The organism is Pseudomonas sp. MMS21 TM103 (genome assembly GCF_022132145.1).
GTDB lineage: Bacteria > Pseudomonadota > Gammaproteobacteria > Pseudomonadales > Pseudomonadaceae > Aquipseudomonas.
Genome location: NZ_JAJISP010000010.1, coordinates 75,594 through 99,137, shown reverse-complemented (window position 1 = coordinate 99,137; position 23,544 = coordinate 75,594). Strand labels below are relative to the sequence as shown.

Below are 23,544 nucleotides of genomic sequence, written 5' to 3'. Positions count from 1 at the left end.
CATGAAAATTCGTTCGCAAGTCGGCATGGTCCTCAACCTGGACAAGTGCATCGGTTGCCACACCTGTTCGATCACCTGCAAGAACGTCTGGACCAGCCGCGAAGGCATGGAATACGCCTGGTTCAACAACGTCGAGACCAAGCCCGGGATCGGCTACCCCAAGGAGTGGGAAAACCAGGACAAATGGCGCGGCGGCTGGATCCGCAACAAGGATGGCTCGATCAACCCGAAGATAGGGGGCAAGTTCCGCGTATTGGCGAACATCTTCGCCAACCCGGACCTGCCGACCATCGACGACTACTACGAGCCGTTCGATTTCGACTATCAGCACCTGCACACCGCGCCCCTGGGTGAACACCAGCCGACCGCCCGACCGCGTTCGGTGATCACCGGCAAGCGCATGCAGAAGATCGAGTGGGGCCCGAACTGGGAGGAAATCCTCGGCACCGAGTTCGCCAAGCGGCGCAAGGACAAGAACTTCGACCAGATCCAGGCCGACATCTATGGCGAGTATGAAAATACTTTCATGATGTACCTGCCGCGTCTGTGCGAGCACTGCCTCAACCCGACCTGCGCGGCCTCCTGCCCGAGCGGGGCGATCTACAAGCGCGAAGAAGACGGCATCGTCCTCATCGACCAGGAAAAATGCCGCGGCTGGCGCATGTGCATCAGCGGTTGCCCGTACAAGAAGATCTACTTCAACTGGAAGAGCGGCAAATCCGAGAAGTGCATCTTCTGCTACCCGCGCATCGAGGCCGGCATGCCGACCGTGTGTTCGGAAACCTGCGTGGGCCGCATCCGCTACCTCGGCGTGTTGCTGTACGACGCCGACCGCATCCACGAAGTGGCCAGCACGCCGAACGAACAGGACCTGTACCGCAAGCAACTGGAGATATTCCTCGACCCGAATGACCCGAAAGTCATCGCCCAGGCCCTGGCCGACGGCGTACCGATGTCGGTGATCGACGCCGCGCAAAAATCCCCGGTGTACAAACTGGCGGTCGACTGGAAGCTGGCGCTGCCGCTGCACCCGGAATACCGCACCTTGCCGATGGTCTGGTACGTACCGCCGCTGTCGCCGATCCAGAACGCCGCGACCGCTGGCACCGTGGGCATGAACGGGGTGATCCCGGATGTCGACAGCCTGCGCATTCCGCTGCGTTACCTGGCCAACCTGCTCACCGCCGGCGACGTCATTCCGGTCAAGTTGGCACTCAAGCGGCTGCTGGCCATGCGTGCCTACAAGCGTGCCGAGCAAGTGGAAGGCGTGCAGGACCTGGAAGTACTGGCCGATGTCGGCCTGAGCGTGGCGCAGGTCGAGGACATGTACCGCTACCTGGCCATCGCCAACTACGAAGACCGCTTCGTCATCCCCAGTGCGCACCGTGAGGAGGCGACCAGCGATGCCTTCGCCGAGCGTTCCGGCTGTGGCTTCAGCTTCGGCAGCGGTTGCAGTGGCTCCTCCGACACCAACATGTTCGGGGCGAAGAAGGCCAACAAGCGCGACATCCTCAAAACCGTACAGTTGTGGGAGGACTGAGCATGCAAATTCTCAAGGTGATTTCACTGCTACTGGATTATCCAACCGAGCAGTTGCTGGAAGGTCGGGCCGAGTTGGCCCTGGCCATCGAGGCCTCGCGGGAAATCAGCCCGGCGCAACGCGGCGCACTGCACGAGTTGCTGGCACTGATCTGCGACCACGATCTGATGGATGGCCAGGAGCACTACGGTGCGCTGTTCGGCCGTGGTCGTTCGCTGTCGCTGTTGCTGTTCGAACATGTGCATGGCGAGTCCCGCGACCGCGGCCAAGCCATGGTCGACATGATGGCGCAGTACGAGGAAGCCGGTTTCGCCATCGGCATCAAGGAGCTGCCGGACTATATCCCGCTGTACCTGGAGTTCCTCTCCACCCGGGAAGACCTGGAGGCCCGCGAGGGCCTGGCCGATGTCGCGCATCTGCTGGCGTTGTTGGCCACCCGTCTGGATGAGCGTGAAAGCGCTTATGCCAGCTGCTTCCGCGCGCTGCTGCAGATTGCCGGGGTCGAACCGCAGGAAGCCATGGCCGAGGTGCGCCAACAGGTCGCCGCCGAGGTGCGTGACGACTCGCTCGAAGCCCTCGACAAGATCTGGGAGGAGGAGGCCGTGGACTTCCTCCAGGCCGAGCAGCAAGACCGCTGCCCGAGCCAGACCACTTTGCCGGGCAAGGCCCGTGAAGAGTCGGCGGTGCCGTTGCACTGGGTTGATTTCAATCAGGATGGGTTGGCCACCGAGCTGACCCGGGAGGCGCGCAATGTCTAACATCAATCTGCTGGCATTCGGGGTGTATCCCTATATTGCCCTGGCTATCTGCATCATTGGCAGCTGGGCGCGTTTCGACCTGTCGCAATACAGCTGGAAGGCGGGCTCCAGCCAGATATTCGCCCGAACGGCGGCTGAGCAACGCTACATGCGCATCGCCAGCAACCTGTTCCACGTCGGCGTGCTGTTCGTCCTGGCCGGTCACTTCGTCGGCCTGTTGATGCCCGCAGCGCTCTACCACTCGTTCATCAGCACCGAGAACAAGCAACTGCTGGCCATGGTTTCCGGCGGTTTCTTCGGCATCCTCTGCCTGATCGGTCTGGTCATGCTGCTCAAGCGTCGCCTCGGCGATGAGCGGGTGCGGGCCAGTTCCAGCACCTCGGACATGCTGGTGCTGGTGGTGCTGCTGGCGCAGTTGGTCCTGGGCCTGCTGACCATCGTCGCCTCGACCAGCCACATGGACGGCTCGGTGATGGTGATGCTGGCCAACTGGGCGCAGTACACCGTGACCCTGCAACCCATGGCAGCCGCTGCGGCCATCGCCCCGGTGGGCCTGGTCTACAAGCTGCACGTGTTCCTCGGTCTGAGCCTGTTCGTGCTGTTCCCCTTCACCCGCCTGGTGCACATCATCAGCGCACCGGTGTGGTACCTGGGACGGCGCTACCAGATCGTCCGGCAGAAGGCGGTGCAGCCGGTTGCGCAACGGCCGCAAGCGCGTCCGCTCGTCCAGCCTGCTCGCGAAACACCCGTGCCAGCGCCGAAGCCAGGTTATGCCTATACCGCCGCCAAGGCCAAGGAGCTCTAAGCGGCCTGGGGTGGGCCGAACGGCGTTCCGCTTTGGCCCACCACACAGCAACTTATCTAAGCATTAACGAGGAATTTGTCATGGGATGCGGATGTGGTGGTGGCAATGCAGGGCAGGGTGGGTGCGGCGGACAACAGCCGCCCGTCGATCTGATGATCGATGCCCCTGGGGTACAAGAGGTAGCCCCCCAAGCGCGGCCCACGGCCGATGAGCCGGAGGCCCTCGCCGAGCAGGTCGAGTCAGCCCCCACGCTGATCGCCAGCAGCGAGCAGGAATGGCCACGGATCACGGTCAACGGCGTGACTATCGCGCCCGACGCCATGGCCCAGGAGCTGCAATATCACCCGGCGGACAGTCGCGAGGAAGCGGTGTTTCTGGCCGCCCAGGCGCTGGTGATTCGTCAACTGCTGCAGCAGCGCATCGTCGAACTGGGCTTGTCGGTGCAGGCCGAACCTGGCGAAAGCGCGGAGGAGGCCGCCACCCGCCAGCTGATCGAGCTGGAAGTGGCACTACCGGAGTGCGACGAACAAAGCTGTGAGCATTATTACCAGAGCAACCAGGCGCGCTACGTCACCGCGCCCTTGCTGGCAGCGCGGCATATCCTGCTCGAATGTGCCCCGGATGATGCCGAGGCGCGCAGCCTGGTCCGCGAGAAAGCCGAGCAACTGCTTGAGCTGTTGCGCGTGGATGGCGGTCGCTTCGCCGAACTGGCCCTGGCCCATTCGGCCTGTCCGTCCAAGGCGCAGGCTGGCGCGTTGGGGCAACTGAGCAAAGGCCAGACCGTGCCCGAGTTCGAGCGGCAACTGTTCAAACTGCCTGCCGGGCTGGCCGGTCAACCGCTGGAAAGCCGCTACGGCTGGCATGTGGTCAGCGTCGACCAGCGCATCGAAGGCAAGCAATTGCCCTACGACGTAGTCGCCGGCTCCATCCGTACGCTGCTGCAACAAGGCGTATGGCAGAAGGGCGTGGCTCAATACCTGCAAACCCTGATTGGCGCGGCGGATATCGTTGGTATCCAGTTGCAAGGCGCCGACTCACCGCTGCTGCAGTAGCCCCGATGGCAATGCTGCGCCGCGCGAGGCTCGATTTTTCCCAGGCATGGAGAACCCCATGAACACTGTGTTGCAGGATGGCTTCGGCCGGCAGATCGATTACTTGCGCATGTCGGTCACCGACAGGTGTGATTTTCGCTGCGTCTATTGCATGGCCGAAGACATGACCTTCCTGCCGCGTCAGCAGGTGCTCGGGATTGAGGAACTGTATCGCCTGGCGTCGCTGTTCGTCGGCCTGGGGGTGAAGAAGATCCGCCTGACCGGCGGCGAGCCGCTGGTGCGCAACGGCATCGTCGAGCTGTGCCAGCGCATCGCCGCCTTGCCCGGCTTGCGCGAACTGGTGATGACCAGCAATGGCTCGCAACTGGTCAAACTGGCCAGGCCGCTGGCCGACGCCGGGGTCAAGCGCCTGAATATCAGCCTCGACAGCCTGGATGCCGGCAAATTTCGCGGCATCACCCGCACCGGCAGCCTGCGCCAGGTGCTGGACGGCATCGAGGCGGCGCGCGATGCCGGTTTCGAGCGGATCAAGCTCAACGCGGTGGTCATGAAGGGCCGTAACTTCGACGAAGTGCTCGACCTGGTCGACTACGCCATCGCCAAGCAGCTCGATATCAGCTTCATCGAGGAAATGCCCCTGGGCGACGTTGGCCGTTCACGTGGCGAGTCGTACTGTTCCAGCGAAGAAGTGCGCAACCTGATCAGCAGCCGGCATAGCGTACTCGACAGCGCCGAACACAGCGGCGGGCCGGCGCGCTATATCCGCCTGAAGGAGCATGCAGCTACCCGCATCGGCTTCATTTCACCGAATTCGCACAACTTCTGCGGCACCTGCAACCGCGTGCGCCTGACCGTCGAAGGCCGCCTGCTGTTGTGCCTGGGCCATGAAAACTCCATCGACCTGCGCGCCCTGGTGCGCCGCTACCCGCTGGACGATCAGCCGATCATCGACGCGGTGCAGCAGGCCCTGCAGCGCAAACCATTGCGCCACGAATTCAGCGCCGATGGCGAGGTGAAGATCCTGCGTTTCATGAACGCCAGCGGCGGCTGAAACGTTGCCTGCGATGGACCATCGACACAACCCTTTACCCTCCCATTTGGCCGCCCTGAGCGGTCATTTTTTTCAGGTAATTCCGGCCTGAAGCTATGTTGTGTGGGCGCGGATTTTACGGTTGAAGTGGCATGTCGTCCGGCTGAAATAGCGGACTGTGCGCTTGCGCTTCTGAGCGCCGCCCTGACTGCCACAACCTGCAATCAAGGGTGCGCTAGCGTACAGAGTTGCTCAGGCGAGGCCGGTATAGTCGCCAGGTCTGTTTAATCTGGGTGATCGTGATGTCGTTTGGGATATATATCGTCGGCTACATCATATTCATCGTCGGCCTGGCATTTGGCGCTCATCTGCTTGATGTACCTGCGCAGTGGATCGGCGTCGGTGTGCTCTGCCTGTCCGGGCTGGCCATCGTCCATGGCGTGACCGCCACTCGGCAAAAAGACGCCTGACCCCTGAGGGGCATGGCGATTCTCTGGTCGAGCACCAAACCTCCGTTCCAGACGTTCTCCTGTGCCGCTTACCCGCCATAGTCGCCCGCCGGTGGCCGCTGATTCGCCTGGCAGCGCCGTGCGCATCGCTGGCGAGAGGGCAGGGCTGCAGGCGGTCGTCTTGCCAGCGACTTTCATGCACAGAGGCGTGATTCATCCGGCTCTGGCTTCTGCCACCAGGCCTGAGTAAAGACGATGGCCAAGCCCCTTCAGGGGTTCTGCAATCGCCTGTATCGGTGTTCCTTGATCTGGAGCAATGTCCACCAACCGCATCTTGCTTATCACAAAGATAGGCAAGGCGCTGTCCATCGACGATTTTCAAGAGGGCTTTCTGCACAGAAAAAGGAAACCATCAAAAGCGCCTGGCACATCGCTCATTGGCTAAAGCGAGGCGAGTCGCATGCTTGAATTCGTGTTGGGTGTGGCGTTTTTTACCGGTATCGCGATGACACTGGTGCTGGCCATACTCCTTGCCCGCTCCCGCCTGATTCCGTCTGGCGGCGTCATGGTCCGGATCAACGATAAACGCTCGGTGCAGGTTCCCGTCGGGGTCAAATTGCTGGCCGCGTTGGACAGCGCGGGTCTTCACCTGCCATCGGCCTGCGGTGGCAGGGGTACCTGCGGGCAGTGCAAGATCCGGGTGGTCAAAGGCCGCAGCGCGGCCACTCCCGTCGAGAGTTCCTTGCTCAGCCGTCGTGAAATCTCCAGCGGTACTCGGCTAGCCTGCCAGCTGGCCATCCATGGGGATCTCGCTATCTGGGTGGCGGACGAAGTCTACGGAGTGCAACGATGGCGCTGCCGGGTGCGCTCCAGCCGTTGCGTTGGCACCCTGATGAAGGAACTGACTCTGGAGCTGCCGCCCGGCGAGTCGATCGATTTCCGTGCCGGCGCCTTTATCCAGGTCACCTGTCCGCCCTTCCACATCGACTTCAGCGACTTCGAAATCGATCCGCATATCCACGATGAATGGGATCGCCTCGGTTTGTGGGCGCTCGAAGTTGACTGCCAGGAGCCGCAGACTCGCGCCTACTCGCTGGCCAATCATCCGCAGGAGAAGGGTATCGCGATGCTCATCGTCCGTCTCGCCATACCCCCGGCCGGCGCGCCCCCATCCGTTCCCCCAGGCTGCGTGTCGTCCTACCTGTTCAGTCTCATGCCTGGAGACGAGGTCGAGATTGCAGGTCCCTTTGGGCACTTCTTCGCCCCCGAAACGCAGTGCGAGATGATATTCGTCGGCGGCGGTGCGGGCATGGCGCCGATGCGTGCGCACATTTTCGATCAGCTCAAGCGCCTCAGGTCAAAGCGCAGGATCAGTTTCTGGTACGGCGCGCGGAACAGCCGCGAGCTGTTCTATGACGAAGATTTTGCAGGTCTGCAGCAGGAGCATGACAACTTTGAGTGGTACGTGGCGCTCTCCGAACCGGGTCCGGGATGCAACTGGCAGGGCGATGTCGGTTTCATTCACCAAGTGCTGCATGATCGCTACCTTGCCGACCATCCCAACCCCGAGGAATGCGAGTACTACCTGTGCGGGCCGCCGGTCATGATCAAGGCGATGCGCAGCTTGCTCGACGAGCTGGGCGTCGATCCGGAGAACATCAGGTACGACGATTTCGGAGGCTGAGGCTCCGGTTCGGGGCCGTCCGAGTGAATGGTCAGGCCTGGAATCAGCGGCTACGCTGTGTTCAGCCGAGCAGGGCCCGCTGCATAGCCGGGCCCGGTCTGAGTCTTGTGCCCGGAAGCGGCGGCGAACCTGACCTGGATACCGGACTATGACCATCGAGCTGGAAAAGCCTGCCCCTGGCGAACCGACCCCCGCGACACTCGGTGGGGACGATCCGGTAACGGTAATCCGCCGCTACGTGCAGGCGACACGACCAATGTTCCTGACGGCCTCGATCCTGCCGGTACTGGTGGGCACCAGCTGGGGCTATCGGGCCGCGGACGAGCTGGATCTGTCTGCCCTGGTGTTGGCGGTGGCGGCCACGGCCTGCGTGCATGCGTCGGTCAACGTGCTCAACGACGTGTTCGACGACCTTGGCGGCAGCGATCCGATCAATACCGGGCGGATCTTCCCCTACACCGGCGGTTCGCGTTTCATCCAGAACGGCGTGCTGAGCATTCGGGCGATGGCGATCTGGGGCGTTGTCCTGCTGTTGCTCGGTGTGCTGTTCGGCGCAGGTCTGATGCTGGAGAAGGGTGTTGCTGTCCTGGGGTTCGGCCTGGTCGGGGTGGTGCTGGGCATAGCCTACTCGGCACCTCCCTTGCAATTGAGTGCTCGCGGTCTGGGGGAGGCCGCAGTCGGCATGGGGTTTGGGGTATTGCCCGTTGCCGGCGCCGCTTGGCTGCAGAGTCCGGATGCAGCGCTGAGCGCGTTGCTGCTGTCCGTGCCGGTTGCCTGCTGGGCGATGGCCATCCTGCTGATCAACGAGGTACCGGACCAAGAGGCCGACGCAGCGGCCGGCAAGCGGACGCTGGTGGTGCGTTTGGGCCTGGCAAAGACTGCGGCGCTCTATATCCTGCTCCAGCTGCTGGCGCTTATCGCGATTGCCGCGGCGGTGGGATTGAACTGGGTGCCTCTTGCTGCGCTCGTTGCGCCTTCCGTTCTGCTGATGGCGGCGATCTATGCCGGCCTGGGGCTCGGGGCGGGGCAACGACGGCTGAAACGCAGCATCGAGCTGACCCTGATGATCCATGCGCTCGGCGGCATCTGGTTGGTCGGCTGGCTGTTGCTGCCTGTTTGATGCATAAAACCCTGCATAAGCTATGGTTTTAACAGGGTAGGTCCCGCCACCGTGGGACATCGGCAATCACTGCGATTCAAGGTCCGCGCCAATGCCACAAGAACTGATCCTGCTGCTGCATGCCACCTTTGGCGCCCTGGCGATCCTCGCTTCGCTCTGGGTGTTCGCCGAAACCCTGACCAACACCGAGGCAAGCCAGTGGCGCATCAGGGTCATGAGCCTGGCGGCTGCGCTGTTCATGTGGTTGAGCTATCTGCTCGGCGGTTACTGGTACGTGCGTTTTTACGGCGCGGACAAGGCCCTGATCAACGCCGGCCCCTGGCCGTTCGCCCACAGTTTCGTCATGGAAACAAAAGAGCACCTGTTTCTCAGCCTGCTGCTGCTGGCGACCTATCTGCCGATCGCCACATTCGGCTTGACCGCAGGCAGGTCGCAGGTGCGTGTGCTGGTGCTCTGGGTGGCCGCCTGGATCGTATTGCTCGGCCTGAGCATGGAGGGCGCCGGCGCCATCGTCAGCATAGGGGTCAAGGTCGCCCTGCTGGGCAAAACCATCACGGGTATGTCGCCATGAATGACACCGGCATCGGTAAGTACACAGTCTCTTTTGCCCTGGCATTTGCCGTGACCAGCCTGCTGAGCGCTGTTCTTGTGGTCGTCAAGGAGCAAAACCAGGACACGCTTCTCGCCTGGATGAAAGCCGCCACCGGCCATCATTGGGTCAGCCATGGCATCCTGGATCTGCTGGTATTCGTGCTGCTCGGCTGGGCGCTGGCGCGGATCGGCGTCGGCGCGCGGCTGAGCGGAAATGCGCTGAGCGCCATCGTTAGCGGCAGCGTGCTGCTGAGCGGTCTGATCATTGCCGGCTTTTTCGTTTAAGGCCGCGCCGCTGGTTATTGCGCACAGGAACGCAACAAGCAGACCTGTCGCCCTGGGGGGGCTGGTCCACTCGGCTCGCTCCTCGCGGCGAAGAACGGCTTAAGCAGCAACGGGCGGTTGCCTGTGCCGTTCAGGCGCTTGCGACGGGGGGGCGGATGATGCAGTAGCTCAGGAAGCGGCTCATGTCCCGGGACAGGTTGATGAAGAATATTCCGAACTGCGGGCTATCCAGTTCCTGCAACCTGGCCAGCGCCTGGCTGGTGATCTTCAGGACGATGCATTCGCTGACCGCCTCGCCGCTCAGCAGCCGCGGACGCATCGCCAGCATGGCGGGGAAGCCGACACTTTCCCCGGCGCAACTGGTGTGGGTGATTTCACGGCCGTTTTCGCTGTCCTGATAGATCGCCATTTGCCCCTGCAGAATCACGTAGAAGCATTCGGCGCGCTCGCCCTGGCGGTAGAGGTTTTCGCCTGGCGCCAGCTTGAGTAACTCACCTCTGGCCAGCACCTGCTCGACAAAACTGTCCGAGAGGGCGCCGAAGGCGGACATCTGCTTGAAGGCATCGGCAGGAAGAATCGTGTCAAGTGCAGCTAGCTCGAGCGTTTGCATGTGATGGCACCTGCCCTCCCTCCGTGCTGGAGCGGCATCAAGGTCACAAAGCAGCGGCGTGATCGCCGTCATCAGGGCATGCCCATTAGCAGACTCGAGTTCGCTGAGCGGCTGCTGGCACACCTGCTGCCAGTATAAGCCTATGCGCCGGAGGCTGGGGCGCGGTAACGCCCAGTACAGGGTGGCCATACGATTTCAACGGCACTGACGACAGGGCTGGAAAGGGTTAGTCACTGCTGGTGGGGAGCATTCATCTACGTTTGTGAGGCCACCATGCATAGTCAAGACGGGCTTAGCGCTTCTCGAAGGGCGTGGGGCAGAGGGATAGGTCTCTTGCTTTTTGGGGATATTGACACCTGGGTTAACGTAGATCGAAATGTCATTTAATTTGAGCTATTACGAGCCTCAACTAAAAAAGTGAAGGAGGTGGTCGTGAGTTCCTTGCTACCCACTTCGATGCTTATCACATCGTCCCAGACCATTGGTGCCAGGAATTCAATTGAAAGTGCTCGTGCCGGGGGAAGAATACCCATGGCGAGAATTTCACGTATCGCCGGCGCCCCGAGTTTGTATGTTAGAAAATCGTGTACCGCTTCTATGATGAAATACGATATGCGTGGCGTGTAGACAATGCCCGCAGGATCTCAGTCACCAAATAAAATTGTTCGACTGGTGTTAAAGCTCATGAGGTTAACTCACTACTGCAGCCTCATGAACGGTTAGCCCGTTTCAGTCAGCGAAGTGAACGATGTGGACCGTTTGTTATACGTCAACCTTGTAGCTCAAGGCTGCCTCATCGCCGGTGACCCCGCGAAATCCCCAGCAATGACTTGGCTGTTCGAATATGGTGATTTCAACGTCAACCGGATGTATAGCCAAATCGCGTTCAAAGGCTGAGAAAATTTGCTTTATGAGCTTCTTTTTTGTTTCTTCTGTTCGTCCTGAAATCATGCTTATTTCGAGTACTGTGTATTTTTCAGATCTGCCGTCTGGGTAATAAAAATTAGTCTTATCCAGCGGCACGAAGCGGTGAGCGCGCTTGTCTTCGGGCAACCCAAGAACAGCAGTCATGCAATTATGTAACACATCAGACATCTGTGCTTCTAGGGCGTTTAAGTTGTAATCAATTCCATAGATGGTGATCATTGCGATTCCTTGCGGGTGTATGACAAATAAGCTACGAATGGTAGAAGGCACCCTTTGGCAGGGCTCCAATGAGCGGCATTGCGGCTGCCATTTTCTCTTTCGGGTAGTTTTCCAGGGACTCCTTATGAAACGCCTCTGACTGCCACCTTTCGATTACCACAAACAAGTTCTCATCCTCGCTGCTTTGTAGGACTTCGCATGACTCACAGCCCGGCGAACAGGAAATATAAGACATGAGTGACTTTAAGAAGGCGAATAGCTCTTGGGCTCTTCCTTCTGCTGCTTGGAACTCGTTGATTCTAGTGATGCTCATTTCTGTCCTTGTTAGTTGTGATGATCGATATTGGAGTTAGGACGGACTTTAGCCGGTCCGGAGTGAGAGATGCGAACGGCTTGGATGCGGTAATGGACGCTCTCTGCACCACACTCACCCGCACCCTATGAGCGGGTTCTGGAGTCTGGGGAGCGGCAGCGATGAGTTTGCGAATAGCTATTGATTTGGCCAAATCCGTTTACCAGGTTACCGAGAGTGTCCGTGTCGGTCAGGTGAGTCAGCGCAAGCGGCTGAATCGTGAGGCGTTCAGGCGATATATACAGGAGCAGGCCGAATCGGTCGAGTGGGCAAGGGAAGCCTGCAGCACGGCGCATTACCGGGGGCGGCTAGCGCAGGCGCTCGGCCATCGAGTGAGCTTGCAGCATCCGCGCTATGTGCGGTACTACCGGCGGCGCAACAAGACCGATCGCAACGATTGCGACGCGATCCTCGAAGCGATGTGCTGCCTGGGCATCCATAAGCAGTTTTCACGCGGTTGTGGTGAGACGAGAGTACTGCCGGAACAGGCGAGTCCTGCAGCGGAACAAGGCCGATAACAATCATGATCCGCGTGATCGATTGAATGCTTGGCCCCCGCTGCGCGAACCACAGAATGGCCAGGGCGATGAAGCCCAACACAGGCCGAATATACGAATGCAACCGCACTGTCGACAGTGGCTGGGAAAGCGTTACTCACTGCGGCACGGCGAGTCCATATAGGTTATGTGGCCTCTAACACCTCCTGAATTAAGCCGGGCCACGAAGTGGCTGCGGCTTGAATGAATATTTATATGATGTGACCTTATTTCGCGTCATCAATAATTTGTATGGTTGTTTCCTCAACCTCGTTGGCTACTTGAATCAACGCTGCATCCTGAGATAGTGCCGAGAGCATTTGTACCGGTCTGATAAGACCGATTTTCGTTTTGCCTTTCTCAGTGAATACCGAAATGCGGCACGGTAGCGCCATGTTTAGACGCATATCGGTTGAGAGAATCTTTGCAGCTTGCCCAGGGTTGCAGACTTCAAAAATCTTGCATTGTTCATCAAAATCAATGCCTTTACTGCGGAGGGTGGTTGCCAAATCGTGGACATGCAGCACCCCGAAGTCATGACGTTTAACCGCTGACTCGAGATCTTCCGACGCCTGATCGAATGTTTTTTCGGTTTCAGCTATGTAATACATAAGTTACCTCGACCTTTGTGGTCGGTATCTAACGATTGAGTTAACGGGCGAGCGAAAGCGTAGCTTTTGCGAGTCCTAAGCGTGATCTGGATGAGGGCAAGCCCAACTGCCGGGAATTTAACAGGCAGCGCATTTGACGCTAACCACATGCCATCGTTCTGTCCATCGGTCATTCGAGCTGAACCAGCGAACAGAAGGGGCGCTTTGCTGGCCCGTGCACACATCACCGCGTAGTCACAGTTTTGCCGCCCAGGCGCTCTTGGTGCCTGTGGTTATCGATGGGGGCACGGATCCAGGGTCGGCCAGCCACGGCGGTTTTCGGTTGTTGATTACAATCAATCCCGTGATGGGGTTTTGCGCGTAATTTCTACTTCATATTGTGTTTTCAGATAAACAAATATCTGTATGTAGTGCCGGGAGGCGACATGCTCAGCCCGGTTCAAGCCCTTCACCTGCAGCAGTTATGCAAGCGCGATGGCAGCATCGCCGCGTTCGATCTCGGCAAGATTCGTCGGGCGATCATCGCGGCGGGCGCAGCCAGTGGCGAGTTCGACGAGGCACTGGCGGGGGAGTTGGCCGAAGCGGTGCTGCTGCGCCTGCTGGAATTGCCCAGTATTGATGTCGAACAGGTACAGGACCGCGTCGAGCGGGTACTGATGGAGGCCGCTTTCTACCAGACCGCGCGCGCCTATATCGTCTACCGCGAGCGCCATGGCCGATTGCGCCTTGATCGCAAGGCGCTGGGGGATGTAGCGGCGTCGATGAACGAATACCTGTCGCACAGCGGACCGTCCGCTGCAACCAGTTGTTAGCCGGCCAGCGCTCTTGAACTGGCGTGCCGCCTTCACTGGATGTACTTCACATATACCTCATTGATCGTGCCGTTGAATTTGAACGGCGCGAGATCGAAGTAGTCGAGCGAAACAGGCGAGCCGAGATCGGTGCCAATGTCGAGGCTGTCGTTGGCGGTGAAGCCCAGTGGCGCACTCACCGGCACGCGTCCTTTGGCCGCCTGCTTGCCGTTCACCTTCAGGGTCACGTCAAGGGGGCCGGCGGCCTTCTTCTCTACATACTTTGTTACGACCTCGATCTTCTGTTTTCCGGCAGCCAGCTTCTGCTCCGCCTTGATGTGCGTGCGTGCGATCTCGAAGAGATTGTACTCGTAGGAGAGCACGCCATCCCTGACGTAAAGGCTGAGCCCTCCAGAGAATCCTCCCAGCGCGTAGAGCACGCCGTTGGCATTGGGCGGGATATCGACGTCAATCGTGACGACACTTTCCTTGTTGCCCAAGGCAGGCGCAGCAAATTCCGGCATGCGGGTGATGTCACCGGTGAACGTCCATTCCGTATAGGGCGGGGTAATCCTCAAGTCGGGACGCACAAGGGGAATGAATAATCCACCGCCGACCGGGAAGGCCCGGTTCTTGGCGAACTCCATCGTGAAGATCTCCTTCATCTGCGCGAGCTTCTCGGGCATTTTGTCGGCGAGATCATTGGCCTGCGACCAGTCTTCCTCAAGGTTGTAGAGCTCCCACTTGTCGTTGTCGGGATTCCACGCAAGTTTGCCCTGTTCGTCAAAGAAACCCTTTGGCAGTCCGGGAACCCAGGGAGCGCGCGGTCCAAACGCACCGGCAAACCAGCCGTCGTGGTAGATGCCGCGGCTGCCCATGATCTCGAAGTACTGCGTCAGCAGACGACCCTTGGCGGTTGCGTCGCCGAAGGTGTAGGCAAGGCTGACGCCCTGGATCGGATCTTGCGGAAAACCATTGACCACTTTCGGCGGCGTGATTCCGACCACCTCATAGATGGTCGGGACAATGTCGTTCACGTGGTGGAACTGCGAGCGCGGCGTGGCGTTGGGCTTGATTCTCGCCGGCCAGCGCACCGCCAGCGGGTTGCGGGTGCCGCCAAAGTGCGCAGGGATGAGCTTGGTGGATTTGTACGGTGTACTGCCGGCCCAGGCCCAGCCCGCGTGATACATGTTGTCAGTCTTGGGCGAACCGAGCACGTCAAGGCCGCCGAGGTCATTCAGGGCGTTGATGTGCTGTTCGACGGTCGAGGGAATGCCGTTCTGTGCCAGAAGCTCGCTGATCGTGCCGGCCTGCCCCTCTGCCGAAGCGCCGTTGTCGCCCCAGATGTAGAAGATCAGCGTATTGTCGCCGTAGCCCATCCGGTCCACTTCCTCGACAATCCTGCCCACCTGGACGTCCACGTGCTCGGTGAACCCCGCGTACACTTCCATCAGCCGGCGCTGGAAGGGCCTCTCGCTCTCGGGTATCGAATCCCACGCCGGCAGGGTCTCGGGCCGCGGGGTCAGTTGCGCGTTCTGGGGAATCCAGCCTTTGGATATTGCGTTCCGGAATACCCGCTCGCGATATTTTTCCCAGCCGTCGTCAAACTTGCCCTTGTATTTGTCCGCCCACTTTTTCGGGGCGTGATGCGGCCCATGTGATGCGCCGCTCGCCCAATACATGAAGAACGGTTTGTCTGGGCTGAAAGCCTTGTGCTGGTGCAGCCAATGGATGGCATCATCCGCGAGGTCTTCGCTGAGGTGGTAATAGTTGTGGCCGCCGGAGGTTCTTGGATGTTCGGCGTAGGCCGTGTTGCGCACGAGGTTTGGCTCGTACTGCGACGCCTCGCCGGCCAGGAATCCATAGAAGTATTCGAAACCGTAGCCGGTGGGCCAGTAGTCGAAGGGTCCCGCGGCCGTGGTGTTCTCGGCCGGCGTGTTGTGCCACTTGCCCCAGGCCCCGGTGTGGTACCCGTAGTTCTTGAGGACTTCGGCAACCGTGGCGCTCGTCTTCGGGATCACGCCGGAGTATCCATCCCAGTCGTTGGCCAGTTCCGCGATCTGGCCGTTGCCGACGTAGTGATGATTCCTGCCTGTGAGCAAAGACGCGCGCGTGGGCGAGCACATGGCGGTCGTGTGAAACGCGTTGTAGGCGATGCCCTCTTGGGCGATTCGATCCATCGTAGGTGTCGCGATCTCGCCGCCGAAAGTGCTCGACTGGCCGGGGCCAACGTCATCGATCAGCACGATAATGATGTTCGGCGCATCCTTGGGCAGATGGCGCTCTGCCGGCAGCGGAGAGTAGACCGATTCCTGTATGGTAGGCCCCGCGACGCTGCCTGACGGCTTGGGTGGGAACGGTAAGATCTCCTGCGCCCGTGCCGTCGTTGTTAGTGCTATAGCCAGCGCCAGCGGTACGCCGAACAGCAGTCCAAGGAACCTCGGTACGGAGCGTAATCCGCCGTAGCAAGTTGTGAGACTTGTCTTCATGAGTTCCTCCTCAGTCGGCGCTTTCAGGATCTGCCGGCTAACTATAGGTCACCAAATGGTGCACAACTTCCCGAATGGGACGGGTGGTTAACCTACCTTGTCATTTGCTACTCCCTCTCTGGAATGGGGGGTAGCGGGGTGGTGGTGCCCTAAGGGCGTTAAACACCAATGCCCTGGGCGGTGCACCGCGCCGCCGTTGAGTCCGGCTTGTGCATTCTGCTCGCTCGCTGCGTTGGATTTTCTCTGTCGCCGAAGAGCGTCCAGCTGGCGGCTGGGTGGGGCATGGGTTCGTGCGCGGTTATTGGTCGTGCTGGTCGAGTGCTTGACAGGGGGGGCGCGGTCCATCCGGGAGGGGCCTGCCACGGCGGTTTTCGGTTCTTGATTACAATCAATCTCGTGACGGGGTTTTGCGCGTAACTTCTACTGCATATTGTGTTTTCAGATAAACAAATATCTATATGTAGTGTCAGGAGGCGACATGCTCAGCCCGGTTCAAGCCCTTCACCCGCAGCAGTTATGCAAGCGCGATGGCAGCATCGCCGCGTTCGATCTCGGCAAGATTCGTCAGGCGATCATCGCGGCGGGCGCGGCCAGTGGCGAGTTCGACGAGGCACTGGCGGGGGAGTTGGCCGAAGCGGTGCTGCTGCGCCTGCTGGAATTGCCCAGTATCGATGTCGAACAGGTCCAGGACCGCGTCGAGCGGGTGCTGATGGAGGCCGGTTTCTACCAGACCGCGCGCGCCTATATCGTCTACCGCGAGCGCCATGGCCGCTTGCGCCGTGATCGCAAGGCGCTGGTGGATGTGGCGGCGTCGATGAACGAATACCTGTCGCGCGAGGATTGGCGGGTGCGCGCCAACGCCAACCAGGGTTATTCCCTCGGCGGCTTGATCCTCAACGTGTCGGGCAAGGTCACCGCCAACTACTGGCTGGACGAGGTGTACAGCGAGAGCATCGGTCTGGCGCACCGCGAGGCCGATCTGCATGTGCATGACCTGGACATGCTCGCCGGCTACTGCGCCGGCTGGTCGCTGCGCAGCCTGCTGAATGAGGGCTTCAACGGCATTCCCGGGCGGGTCGAAGCGGGGCCGCCCAAGCACCTGTCCAGCGCCCTGGGGCAGATGGTCAACTTTCTTGGCACCCTGCAGAACGAGTGGGCCGGTGCTCAGGCCTTCAGCTCTTTCGATACCTACCTGGCGCCCTATGTGCGCAAGGACAACCTGGGTTTTGCCGAGGTGCGCCAGGCCATCCAGGAATTCATCTACAACCTCAATGTGCCGTCGCGCTGGGGCACCCAGACGCCGTTCACCAACCTGACCTTTGACTGGGTCTGCCCGGAAGACCTGCGCGAGCAGATTCCCTATATCGGCGGGGTGGAGATGCCCTTCGCCTATGGCGACCTGCAGGCCGAGATGGAGTTGATCAATCGCGCCTATATCGAGGTGATGCAGGCCGGCGACGCCATGGGCCGGGTGTTCACCTTCCCGATCCCGACCTACAACATCACCCATGACTTTCCCTGGGACAGCGAGAACGCCGACCGCCTGTTCGAGATGACGGCGCGCTACGGCCTGCCGTACTTCCAGAACTTCCTCAATTCCGACATGCAACCCAACCAGGTGCGCTCGATGTGCTGCCGCCTGCAACTGGACGTGCGCGAGCTGCTCAAGCGCGGCGGCGGCCTCTTCGGCTCGGCCGAGCAGACTGGCTCGCTGGGCGTGGTGACGATCAACTGCGCGCGCCTGGGTTATCTATTCAAGGGCGACACCCAGGGCCTGCTCAAGCGCCTCGATCATTTGATGGAGCTGGCGATGGAGAGCCTGGAGGTCAAGCGCAAGGTGATCCAGCACCACATGGACGCCGGTCTCTATCCCTATACCAAGCGCTACCTGGGCACCCTGCGTAATCATTTCTCGACCATCGGCCTGAATGGCATGCACGAGATGCTGCGCAACTTCAGCGGCGATGAGGAGGGCATGCATACGCCGAAGGGCCGCGAATTCGCCCTGCATCTGCTTGACCATGTACGGGCCACCCTGGTGCGCTTCCAGGAAGAAACCGGGCAGATGTACAACCTCGAGGCGACGCCGGCCGAGGGCACCACCTACCGCTTCGCCAAGGAAGACCGCAAGCGCTATCCGGACATTCTCCAGGCCGGCACTGACGAGGCGCCGTACTACACCAACTCCTCGCAATTACCGGTGGGCTTTACCGCCGACCCTTTCGAGGCGCTGGAACTGCAGGACGAACTGCAGTGCAAGTACACCGGCGGCACCGTGCTGCACCTCTACATGGCCGAGCGGATTTCCTCGATCCAGGCCTGCAAACAACTGGTGCGCAACGCCCTGGGCCGCTTCCGCCTGCCGTACCTGACGATCACCCCGACCTTTTCGATCTGTCCGACGCACGGCTACCTGGATGGCGAGCACGAGTTCTGCCCGAAATGCGACGAGGCGCTGCTGCAGAAGCAGGCCCGCCAGGGCGACTCCGACAAGGCCTGTGGCTGACGCTGCCAATGCCGGCCTGACGGCCGGGTGGTGGGTTACGCCTTCGGCTAACCCACCACCCGGCTGCCACAGGAGCGGATTTGAACATCCACATGTGAATTGCCCGTTTTCCCCACAGCAAGGAGCGACACCATGCACAGCACTCAGCAACTCCCCGAAGCACAACGCCAGCGCTGCGAAGTCTGGACCCGGGTGATGGGCTATCACCGCCCGGTCACTGCCTTCAATCCGGGCAAGCAGTCCGAGCACCGCGAACGCCAGCACTTCACCGAAGCGGCGGCGCGAGTCAGCGCCGCGTGAGCAGGGCGCTACGGGTCGGGGGCCTGGTGCCCCTGACCACCCTCGACTACCCGGGGCTGCTGGCTTGTGTGCTGTTCTGTCAGGGCTGCGCCTGGCGCTGTCGCTATTGCCATAATCCGGATCTGATCCCGGCCCGCGGCGAGCAGGAAATCCCCTGGTGGCAGGTGCTGGACTTCCTCCAGCGGCGTCAGGGCTTGTTGCAGGCCGTGGTGTTCAGTGGCGGTGAGGCGACCCTGCAAGGCGGCCTGGTGCCGGCGATGGAGCAGGTGCGGCAGCTGGGATTTCGCGTTGGCCTGCACAGTGCCGGCATCAAGCCCTGGGCGTTCTCCTGGGCTGTCCAGGCGGCGGACTGGGTCGGTTTCGACATCAAGGCCCTGGCCGAGGATGCCGAGCTGATCACCGGCGTCAGTGGTAGCGGCAAGGCCAACTGGCGCAGCCTGGAACACCTGCTGGCCAGCGGCGTGGACTACGAGTGCCGAACCACCGTGCACTGGCATTTATTGGACGTCGAGCGCCTGTGGCGCATCGGCCAGCGCCTGCGGGCCTTTGGCGTCGAGCGCTTCGCCGTGCAGATAGTGCGCAGCGCGCACATGCTCGACCCGGGCCTGCCCATGACCGCGACGCCGAAGGAGGCGGGCGAATTGTGGCGGCGCCTGGAGCAACTGTTCCCGCATTTCGAGCTACGCGATCATTGAGTGGCGCGCAGCCTGTTCAAGGTGCTGCCCAGGTGACGGGGGCCACGCGCTTGCGCAGGGCGGGCGGCATTCTGCGTTAGCTCACGGCCGGCACATTGTCAGTATTACTGACCCCTCGACCACAGTGGCGCATGGCGCCTGGCTGGAACGCCTTGTGCGCGAGAATTGACTCTGGTCAGGTGCTGCGCCGGCGGCGCCCCGTACAATTGCGCGATTATTGCCGGCTACCCAAGCGGGCAGGGCGCTGCGCCAGGCGCAGTCGCGGTTTTCCTATTCACGCTACGAGGTGGTCGAACATGGACCAATCGCTGAACTTCAATCGCGCGCTGGTCGAGAAGTACGATCGCCCGGGGCCGCGCTATACCTCCTATCCCACCGCGCCGCAGTTCCATCAGGCGTTTGCCATGGACGATTACCAGAACGCCGTCGCGGCGAGCAATCAGGCGATCGCGCCCAAGCCATTGTCGCTGTATATCCACATCCCGTTTTGCCAGAGCCTTTGCTACTACTGCGCCTGCAACAAGATCATCACCAAGAAGACCCACCGCGCGGTGGAGTACCTGACCTACCTCAAGCGCGAAATCGCCATGCAGGCGCAACTGTTCGACCGCACGCGCAAGCTGACCCAGTTGCACCTTGGCGGCGGCACACCGACCTACCTGACCAGCGAGCAACTGGCCGACCTGCTGGCCACCTTGCACCAGGCGTTCAACATGGATGACAGCGACGACCACGAGTTCTCCATCGAGGTCGACCCGCGCACCATCAGCACCGAGCAGATCCAGCAGTTGCGTGCGCTCGGCTTCAATCGCCTGAGCTTTGGCGTGCAGGACTTCGATGCCGACGTGCAGGCGGCGGTCAACCGGGTGCAGAGCGAGGAACAGGTCTATGCGCTGGTCGCCGCCGCGCGCGAGGCGCAGTTCAAGTCGGTCAGCGTCGACCTGATCTACGGCCTGCCGCTGCAGACGGTGGCCAGCTTCGACGTCACCCTGAGCAAGATCATCGCCCTGCGTCCGGATCGTATCGCCGCCTACAGCTATGCCCACCTGCCGGAAATGGTCCGCGCGCAGCGCCTGATCCGCCGCGAGGACATGCCACCGCCGGAGCGCAAGCTGGAGCTGCTGGAGCTGACCATCAAGCGCCTGACCGATGCCGGCTACGTGTATATCGGCATGGACCATTTCGCCCTGCCGGATGACGAGTTGGCCCTGGCGCGCGCCAATGGCACCCTGCAGCGCAATTTCCAGGGTTATTCCACCCATGCCGATTGCGACCTGATCGGCCTCGGCGTGTCCTCGATCGGCAACGTCGGCGACAGCTACAGCCAGAGCGTCAAAGAGCTCTCGCAGTACTACGCGCGCCTCGACCAGGGCCTGCTGCCGGTGCATCGCGGCTACCGCCTGAACGCAGACGACCTGCTGCGCCGCGAGGTGATCAGCGCCCTGATGTGTCATGGTCGGGTCGACTTCGCCACCGTCGAGGCGCGCCACGGTATTGACTTCAAGGACTACTTCGCCGATTCCCTGGCGGCCCTCGAGGAGCATGTGGCGGATCGTCTGGTCGACATCCACGACGACGCCCTGGTGCTGCTGCCACAGGGGCATCTGATGATGCGCAGCGTGGCCATGGCCTTCGACGCCTACCTGGGTGGCGAGCAGAAGGGCCGCTTCTCACGCACGGTGTGAGGGGCGCCAACCTTCCTGCAAATACCAATTAGCTCAGGCCGGGAAACGATCATTTCGAGACTGGCTCGCTAGGAATCTGTGATGAGCTATTCACTGCTGCATGTCGTGCACCTGCTGGCGGCGATTGCCTTTATCGGTACGCTGTTCTTCGAGGTGATCATCCTCGCCAAGGTCAAGCCGCAGCTCGCGCCTGGTGCGCGGGCCGAACTGGAACAGGGCCTCGGCCGGCGCACGCGCACGGTGCTGCACTGGGTGGTGCTGCTGGTCTACGGTGCCGGCATCGGCCTGGCTTGGCAGCACCGCCAGGCCCTGGCCGATCCCTTCGCCAGCAGTTTCGCCACCTTGCTGAGCCTGAAGATCGTGCTGGCCGTCAGCGTGTTTTTCAGCTTCGGCCTGGTCGCCATGCTGCTCAGGTCCGGACGCATGAGCCCGAGCCTGTACCGCAAGCTGCACTGGGCGGTGTTGGGGCAGATGCTCGGCATCGTCCTGCTGGCCAAGGCGATGTTCTATATCCATTGGTAGCAGGGGGCTCGGCCAAGGCCACTGCCCCGTAGACCGGCTGAATCCGGGAAATCTCGCGGCCGCCCTGGATTTTGTCAGGGCAACAGAACCGTGGGAGGCCCGACCTCGGGGCGATGCTTCGGGCTTTTCGCCGATCTGCAGCTGGGCAGCCCTGCGGGCTGCATTCGCCGCGGGGCGCGCCTCCTACAGGATCGCCGGGTCTGCGAAACCAGGTTCAGTCCCGTAGTCCGGATCAATGCCGGGGCGCGTTGGCTCCTGCAGCACCGTTCCCGGACTGCATCCGGGCTAGAAAGCCTGCAAGCCATTAGCAGCTTTAGCGCACGTGGTAATGATCTCGATCAAGCTTCCTCGTCTGCTGAGCGGCCGTGATTGGCCGCCGATTCAGGCCGTGGAAGATCCTTGGTTACAAGTGCAGGCCGACCTAACGTAAAGCCTCAACCCTACGATCGATCCGAGGCCCACCATGCACTTTGCCTACAGCCCCCGCACCGAAGCACTGCGTCTGCAGCTGCGCAATTTCATGGACGCTCACATAGTGCCGCGCATCGGTGCCTGGCAGGCGGCGGTGGCTGCCGGGCAGTTTCCGGTGCCGTTCATGGCCGATCTCAAGGCACTGGCGCGTAGCGAGGGGCTGTGGAACCTGTTCCTGCCGTCGCTGCAGGCGGACGAGCCGGGCACGGCCTTGAGCAACCTGGAATACGCTCCCCTGGCGGAAATCATGGGCCACGTGCACTGGGCCTCCGAGGTGTTCAACTGCAACGCGCCGGACACCGGCAATATGGAGCTGCTGCACCTGTTCGCCACGCCCGAGCAGCGCGGGAACTGGCTGCAACCGCTGCTCGACGGCGAGATTCGCTCAGCCTTCGCCATGACCGAGCCGGACGTGCCGTCCTCGGATGCCAGCAACATCCAGACCCTGATCCGCCGCGAAGGCGACGACTACGTGATCAACGGGCGCAAGTGGTTCATCACCAACGCCTCGCACCCCGATTGCAAGCTGCTGATCGTGATGGGCAAGACCGACCCGGATGCCGACGCCCATCAGCAGCAGAGCATGATCTTGGTGCCCTTCGACACGCCCGGGGTGGAGTTGCTGCGCAATATCCCGGTGATGAACCACGTTGCCCCGGAAGGCCATAGCGAATTGCTGCTGCGCAATGTGCGGGTGCCGGTCGGCAACCTGCTGGGCGAGGAGGGTGCGGGCTTCATGATGGCCCAGGCGCGCCTCGGTCCAGGTCGCATCCACCACTGCATGCGCTCGATCGGCATGGCCGAGCTGGCCCTGGAGCTGATGGTCGAGCGCTGCCAGGAACGCAAGGCCTTCGGCCATTACCTACACCAGTACGCCAACATCGGCGACTGGATTGCCGAGTCGCGCATCGAGATCGAACAGGCGCGGCTGCTGGTACTCAAGACCGCCTGGATGATCGATGAGGTGGGGGCCAAGGCCGCACGCAAGGAGATCGCCATGATCAAGGCGCTGGTGCCGGCCATGCACACCCGCGTGGTCGACCGCGCCATGCAGGTCTATGGCGCCATGGGCCTGACCCCGGACACGCCGCTGGCCGACATGTGGACCACCGGCCGCGCCTTGCGCTTCGCCGACGGCCCCGATCAGGTGCACCTGCGCAGCATCGCCCGCCTGGAACTAAAGGCGAGCGAAGCCACGCGTGGGGCCACTGCGGCTTATCTCACGCCGCATGGCAGAAGCTGAGACTCGTGTAGCGGCGGAATATGGCTTAGGCACTTTTATGGGTTGCCATGCCCTTGAAATGATAAGTCGCGCGGTAACCCGCGCTACGGTTCAAGACTCGCGAGCAATGCCATGTAGCCCAATGAAATTGGGGCTATATTGCTATGTGCGGCGGCGCACCATTGGATTAATCATTACTTGATTATCGTCAAGGGGCGCATAGGTGGACGTGTCTACCATGGGGGTAAGCTCTAGCCGCCTAAGGCGGATATTCCATATGCAAGCCTATCAGTC

General features: G+C 61.2%; 22 protein-coding genes and 2 pseudogenes. 18 read left to right on the top strand and 6 right to left on the bottom strand.

The window, feature by feature from the left end; all coding sequences use genetic code 11:
- Position 1: 1 nt before the first annotated feature.
- The 10 genes from narH to LJY18_RS22125 all read left to right on the top strand — a co-directional run bounded on the left by narH (position 2) and on the right by LJY18_RS22125 (position 9,314).
- A complete protein-coding gene (gene narH, locus LJY18_RS22170; protein WP_238044572.1) occupies positions 2-1,540 on the top strand; it encodes a nitrate reductase subunit beta in 1,539 nt (512 codons plus the stop codon).
- Positions 1,541-1,542: 2 nt separating this feature from the next.
- A complete protein-coding gene (gene narJ, locus LJY18_RS22165; RefSeq protein WP_238044568.1) occupies positions 1,543-2,298 on the top strand; it encodes a nitrate reductase molybdenum cofactor assembly chaperone in 756 nt (251 codons plus the stop codon).
- Positions 2,291-3,103: a respiratory nitrate reductase subunit gamma gene (gene narI / locus LJY18_RS22160; RefSeq protein ID WP_238044565.1), complete on the top strand. Its 813-nt coding sequence runs from the start codon at positions 2,291-2,293 to the stop codon at positions 3,101-3,103. Before narJ ends, narI begins: the two co-directional genes overlap by 8 nt.
- Before the next feature lie 80 nt (positions 3,104-3,183).
- The gene (locus LJY18_RS22155; RefSeq protein ID WP_238044564.1) at positions 3,184-4,155 is read left to right on the top strand and encodes a peptidylprolyl isomerase; all 972 of its coding nucleotides are present in this window, start codon (positions 3,184-3,186) and stop codon (positions 4,153-4,155) included.
- A gap of 58 nt (positions 4,156-4,213) precedes the next feature.
- A complete protein-coding gene (gene moaA / locus LJY18_RS22150; RefSeq protein ID WP_238044563.1) occupies positions 4,214-5,206 on the top strand; it encodes a GTP 3',8-cyclase MoaA in 993 nt (330 codons plus the stop codon).
- A gap of 281 nt (positions 5,207-5,487) precedes the next feature.
- The gene (locus LJY18_RS22145) at positions 5,488-5,655 is read left to right on the top strand and encodes a hypothetical protein (RefSeq protein WP_238044562.1); all 168 of its coding nucleotides are present in this window, start codon (positions 5,488-5,490) and stop codon (positions 5,653-5,655) included.
- Between the two features lie 439 nt (positions 5,656-6,094).
- Positions 6,095-7,318, top strand: coding sequence for an NADH:ubiquinone reductase (Na(+)-transporting) subunit F (gene nqrF, locus LJY18_RS22140; protein ID WP_238044561.1), 1,224 nt, complete (start codon positions 6,095-6,097; stop codon positions 7,316-7,318).
- Between the two features lie 148 nt (positions 7,319-7,466).
- Complete coding sequence (locus LJY18_RS22135) at positions 7,467-8,438, top strand: prenyltransferase (protein ID WP_238044559.1); 972 nt, start codon at positions 7,467-7,469, stop codon at positions 8,436-8,438.
- A 91-nt stretch (positions 8,439-8,529) separates the two neighbouring features.
- Complete coding sequence (locus LJY18_RS22130; protein ID WP_238044557.1) at positions 8,530-9,009, top strand: hypothetical protein; 480 nt, start codon at positions 8,530-8,532, stop codon at positions 9,007-9,009.
- Positions 9,006-9,314 (top strand): hypothetical protein, encoded by a 309-nt coding sequence (locus LJY18_RS22125; protein ID WP_238044555.1) that lies wholly within the window; start codon positions 9,006-9,008, stop codon positions 9,312-9,314. Before LJY18_RS22130 ends, LJY18_RS22125 begins: the two co-directional genes overlap by 4 nt.
- A 130-nt stretch (positions 9,315-9,444) precedes the next feature.
- On the opposite strand, the gene LJY18_RS22120 is transcribed toward LJY18_RS22125, so the two are convergent.
- From LJY18_RS22120 to LJY18_RS22825, 4 genes are all read right to left on the bottom strand, one after another.
- Entirely contained in the window at positions 9,445-9,924 is a 480-nt protein-coding gene (locus LJY18_RS22120) for a cyclic nucleotide-binding domain-containing protein (RefSeq protein ID WP_238044552.1), read from the bottom strand.
- Positions 9,925-10,307: 383 nt separating this feature from the next.
- Entirely contained in the window at positions 10,308-10,556 is a 249-nt protein-coding gene (locus LJY18_RS22115) for a hotdog domain-containing protein (protein ID WP_367187607.1), read from the bottom strand.
- A gap of 130 nt (positions 10,557-10,686) precedes the next feature.
- Positions 10,687-11,070 (bottom strand): tautomerase family protein, encoded by a 384-nt coding sequence (locus tag LJY18_RS22110; RefSeq protein ID WP_238044550.1) that lies wholly within the window; start codon positions 11,068-11,070, stop codon positions 10,687-10,689.
- 31 nt (positions 11,071-11,101) lie between these two features.
- Complete coding sequence (locus LJY18_RS22825) at positions 11,102-11,383, bottom strand: putative quinol monooxygenase (RefSeq protein ID WP_367187606.1); 282 nt, start codon at positions 11,381-11,383, stop codon at positions 11,102-11,104.
- A gap of 161 nt (positions 11,384-11,544) precedes the next feature.
- Here LJY18_RS22825 and LJY18_RS22105 point away from each other — a divergent pair.
- Positions 11,545-11,862: pseudogene (locus LJY18_RS22105) on the top strand (IS110 family transposase); the annotation flags it as partial.
- Positions 11,863-12,185: 323 nt separating this feature from the next.
- On the opposite strand, the gene LJY18_RS22100 reads toward LJY18_RS22105, so the two are convergent.
- The gene (locus tag LJY18_RS22100; protein ID WP_238044548.1) at positions 12,186-12,569 is read right to left on the bottom strand and encodes a DUF302 domain-containing protein; all 384 of its coding nucleotides are present in this window, start codon (positions 12,567-12,569) and stop codon (positions 12,186-12,188) included.
- A gap of 425 nt (positions 12,570-12,994) precedes the next feature.
- Here LJY18_RS22100 and LJY18_RS22095 point away from each other — a divergent pair.
- Positions 12,995-13,348: pseudogene (locus tag LJY18_RS22095) on the top strand (ATP cone domain-containing protein); the annotation flags it as partial.
- 65 nt (positions 13,349-13,413) lie between these two features.
- On the opposite strand, the gene LJY18_RS22090 reads toward LJY18_RS22095, so the two are convergent.
- Positions 13,414-15,849: an arylsulfatase gene (locus LJY18_RS22090; RefSeq protein ID WP_238044545.1), complete on the bottom strand. Its 2,436-nt coding sequence runs from the start codon at positions 15,847-15,849 to the stop codon at positions 13,414-13,416.
- 478 nt (positions 15,850-16,327) lie between these two features.
- Here LJY18_RS22090 and LJY18_RS22085 point away from each other — a divergent pair, with 478 nt between their 5' ends.
- The 6 genes from LJY18_RS22085 to LJY18_RS22060 all read left to right on the top strand — a co-directional run bounded on the left by LJY18_RS22085 (position 16,328) and on the right by LJY18_RS22060 (position 23,271).
- The gene (locus LJY18_RS22085) at positions 16,328-18,355 is read left to right on the top strand and encodes a ribonucleoside triphosphate reductase (RefSeq protein WP_238044543.1); all 2,028 of its coding nucleotides are present in this window, start codon (positions 16,328-16,330) and stop codon (positions 18,353-18,355) included.
- A gap of 132 nt (positions 18,356-18,487) precedes the next feature.
- Positions 18,488-18,655 (top strand): anaerobic ribonucleoside-triphosphate reductase, encoded by a 168-nt coding sequence (nrdD, locus tag LJY18_RS22080; RefSeq protein WP_079201935.1) that lies wholly within the window; start codon positions 18,488-18,490, stop codon positions 18,653-18,655.
- Complete coding sequence (locus LJY18_RS22075) at positions 18,652-19,350, top strand: anaerobic ribonucleoside-triphosphate reductase activating protein (RefSeq protein WP_238044541.1); 699 nt, start codon at positions 18,652-18,654, stop codon at positions 19,348-19,350. Before nrdD ends, LJY18_RS22075 begins: the two co-directional genes overlap by 4 nt.
- 296 nt (positions 19,351-19,646) lie before the next feature.
- The gene (gene hemN / locus LJY18_RS22070; RefSeq protein ID WP_238044539.1) at positions 19,647-21,035 is read left to right on the top strand and encodes an oxygen-independent coproporphyrinogen III oxidase; all 1,389 of its coding nucleotides are present in this window, start codon (positions 19,647-19,649) and stop codon (positions 21,033-21,035) included.
- Between the two features lie 81 nt (positions 21,036-21,116).
- Positions 21,117-21,557 (top strand): CopD family copper resistance protein, encoded by a 441-nt coding sequence (locus tag LJY18_RS22065; protein WP_238044537.1) that lies wholly within the window; start codon positions 21,117-21,119, stop codon positions 21,555-21,557.
- A gap of 463 nt (positions 21,558-22,020) precedes the next feature.
- Complete coding sequence (locus tag LJY18_RS22060; RefSeq protein ID WP_238044536.1) at positions 22,021-23,271, top strand: acyl-CoA dehydrogenase family protein; 1,251 nt, start codon at positions 22,021-22,023, stop codon at positions 23,269-23,271.
- Positions 23,272-23,544 lie beyond the last annotated feature (273 nt).

Coding starts and splice junctions, on each gene's coding strand:
- LJY18_RS22085 (WP_238044543.1), top strand. CDS start 16,328: ATGCTCAGCCCGGTTCAAGCCCTTCACCCGCAGCAGTTATGCAAGCGC.
- LJY18_RS22100 (WP_238044548.1), bottom strand. CDS start 12,569: ATGTATTACATAGCTGAAACCGAAAAAACATTCGATCAGGCGTCGGAA.
- LJY18_RS22130 (WP_238044557.1), top strand. CDS start 8,530: ATGCCACAAGAACTGATCCTGCTGCTGCATGCCACCTTTGGCGCCCTG.
- nrdD (WP_079201935.1), top strand. CDS start 18,488: ATGCACAGCACTCAGCAACTCCCCGAAGCACAACGCCAGCGCTGCGAA.
- LJY18_RS22825 (WP_367187606.1), bottom strand. CDS start 11,383: ATGAGCATCACTAGAATCAACGAGTTCCAAGCAGCAGAAGGAAGAGCC.
- LJY18_RS22065 (WP_238044537.1), top strand. CDS start 21,117: ATGAGCTATTCACTGCTGCATGTCGTGCACCTGCTGGCGGCGATTGCC.
- nqrF (WP_238044561.1), top strand. CDS start 6,095: ATGCTTGAATTCGTGTTGGGTGTGGCGTTTTTTACCGGTATCGCGATG.
- LJY18_RS22145 (WP_238044562.1), top strand. CDS start 5,488: ATGTCGTTTGGGATATATATCGTCGGCTACATCATATTCATCGTCGGC.
- narH (WP_238044572.1), top strand. CDS start 2: ATGAAAATTCGTTCGCAAGTCGGCATGGTCCTCAACCTGGACAAGTGC.
- LJY18_RS22110 (WP_238044550.1), bottom strand. CDS start 11,070: ATGATCACCATCTATGGAATTGATTACAACTTAAACGCCCTAGAAGCA.
- LJY18_RS22155 (WP_238044564.1), top strand. CDS start 3,184: ATGGGATGCGGATGTGGTGGTGGCAATGCAGGGCAGGGTGGGTGCGGC.
- moaA (WP_238044563.1), top strand. CDS start 4,214: ATGAACACTGTGTTGCAGGATGGCTTCGGCCGGCAGATCGATTACTTG.
- narI (WP_238044565.1), top strand. CDS start 2,291: ATGTCTAACATCAATCTGCTGGCATTCGGGGTGTATCCCTATATTGCC.
- LJY18_RS22135 (WP_238044559.1), top strand. CDS start 7,467: ATGACCATCGAGCTGGAAAAGCCTGCCCCTGGCGAACCGACCCCCGCG.
- LJY18_RS22120 (WP_238044552.1), bottom strand. CDS start 9,924: ATGCAAACGCTCGAGCTAGCTGCACTTGACACGATTCTTCCTGCCGAT.
- LJY18_RS22060 (WP_238044536.1), top strand. CDS start 22,021: ATGCACTTTGCCTACAGCCCCCGCACCGAAGCACTGCGTCTGCAGCTG.
- narJ (WP_238044568.1), top strand. CDS start 1,543: ATGCAAATTCTCAAGGTGATTTCACTGCTACTGGATTATCCAACCGAG.
- LJY18_RS22090 (WP_238044545.1), bottom strand. CDS start 15,849: ATGAAGACAAGTCTCACAACTTGCTACGGCGGATTACGCTCCGTACCG.
- hemN (WP_238044539.1), top strand. CDS start 19,647: ATGGACCAATCGCTGAACTTCAATCGCGCGCTGGTCGAGAAGTACGAT.
- LJY18_RS22125 (WP_238044555.1), top strand. CDS start 9,006: ATGAATGACACCGGCATCGGTAAGTACACAGTCTCTTTTGCCCTGGCA.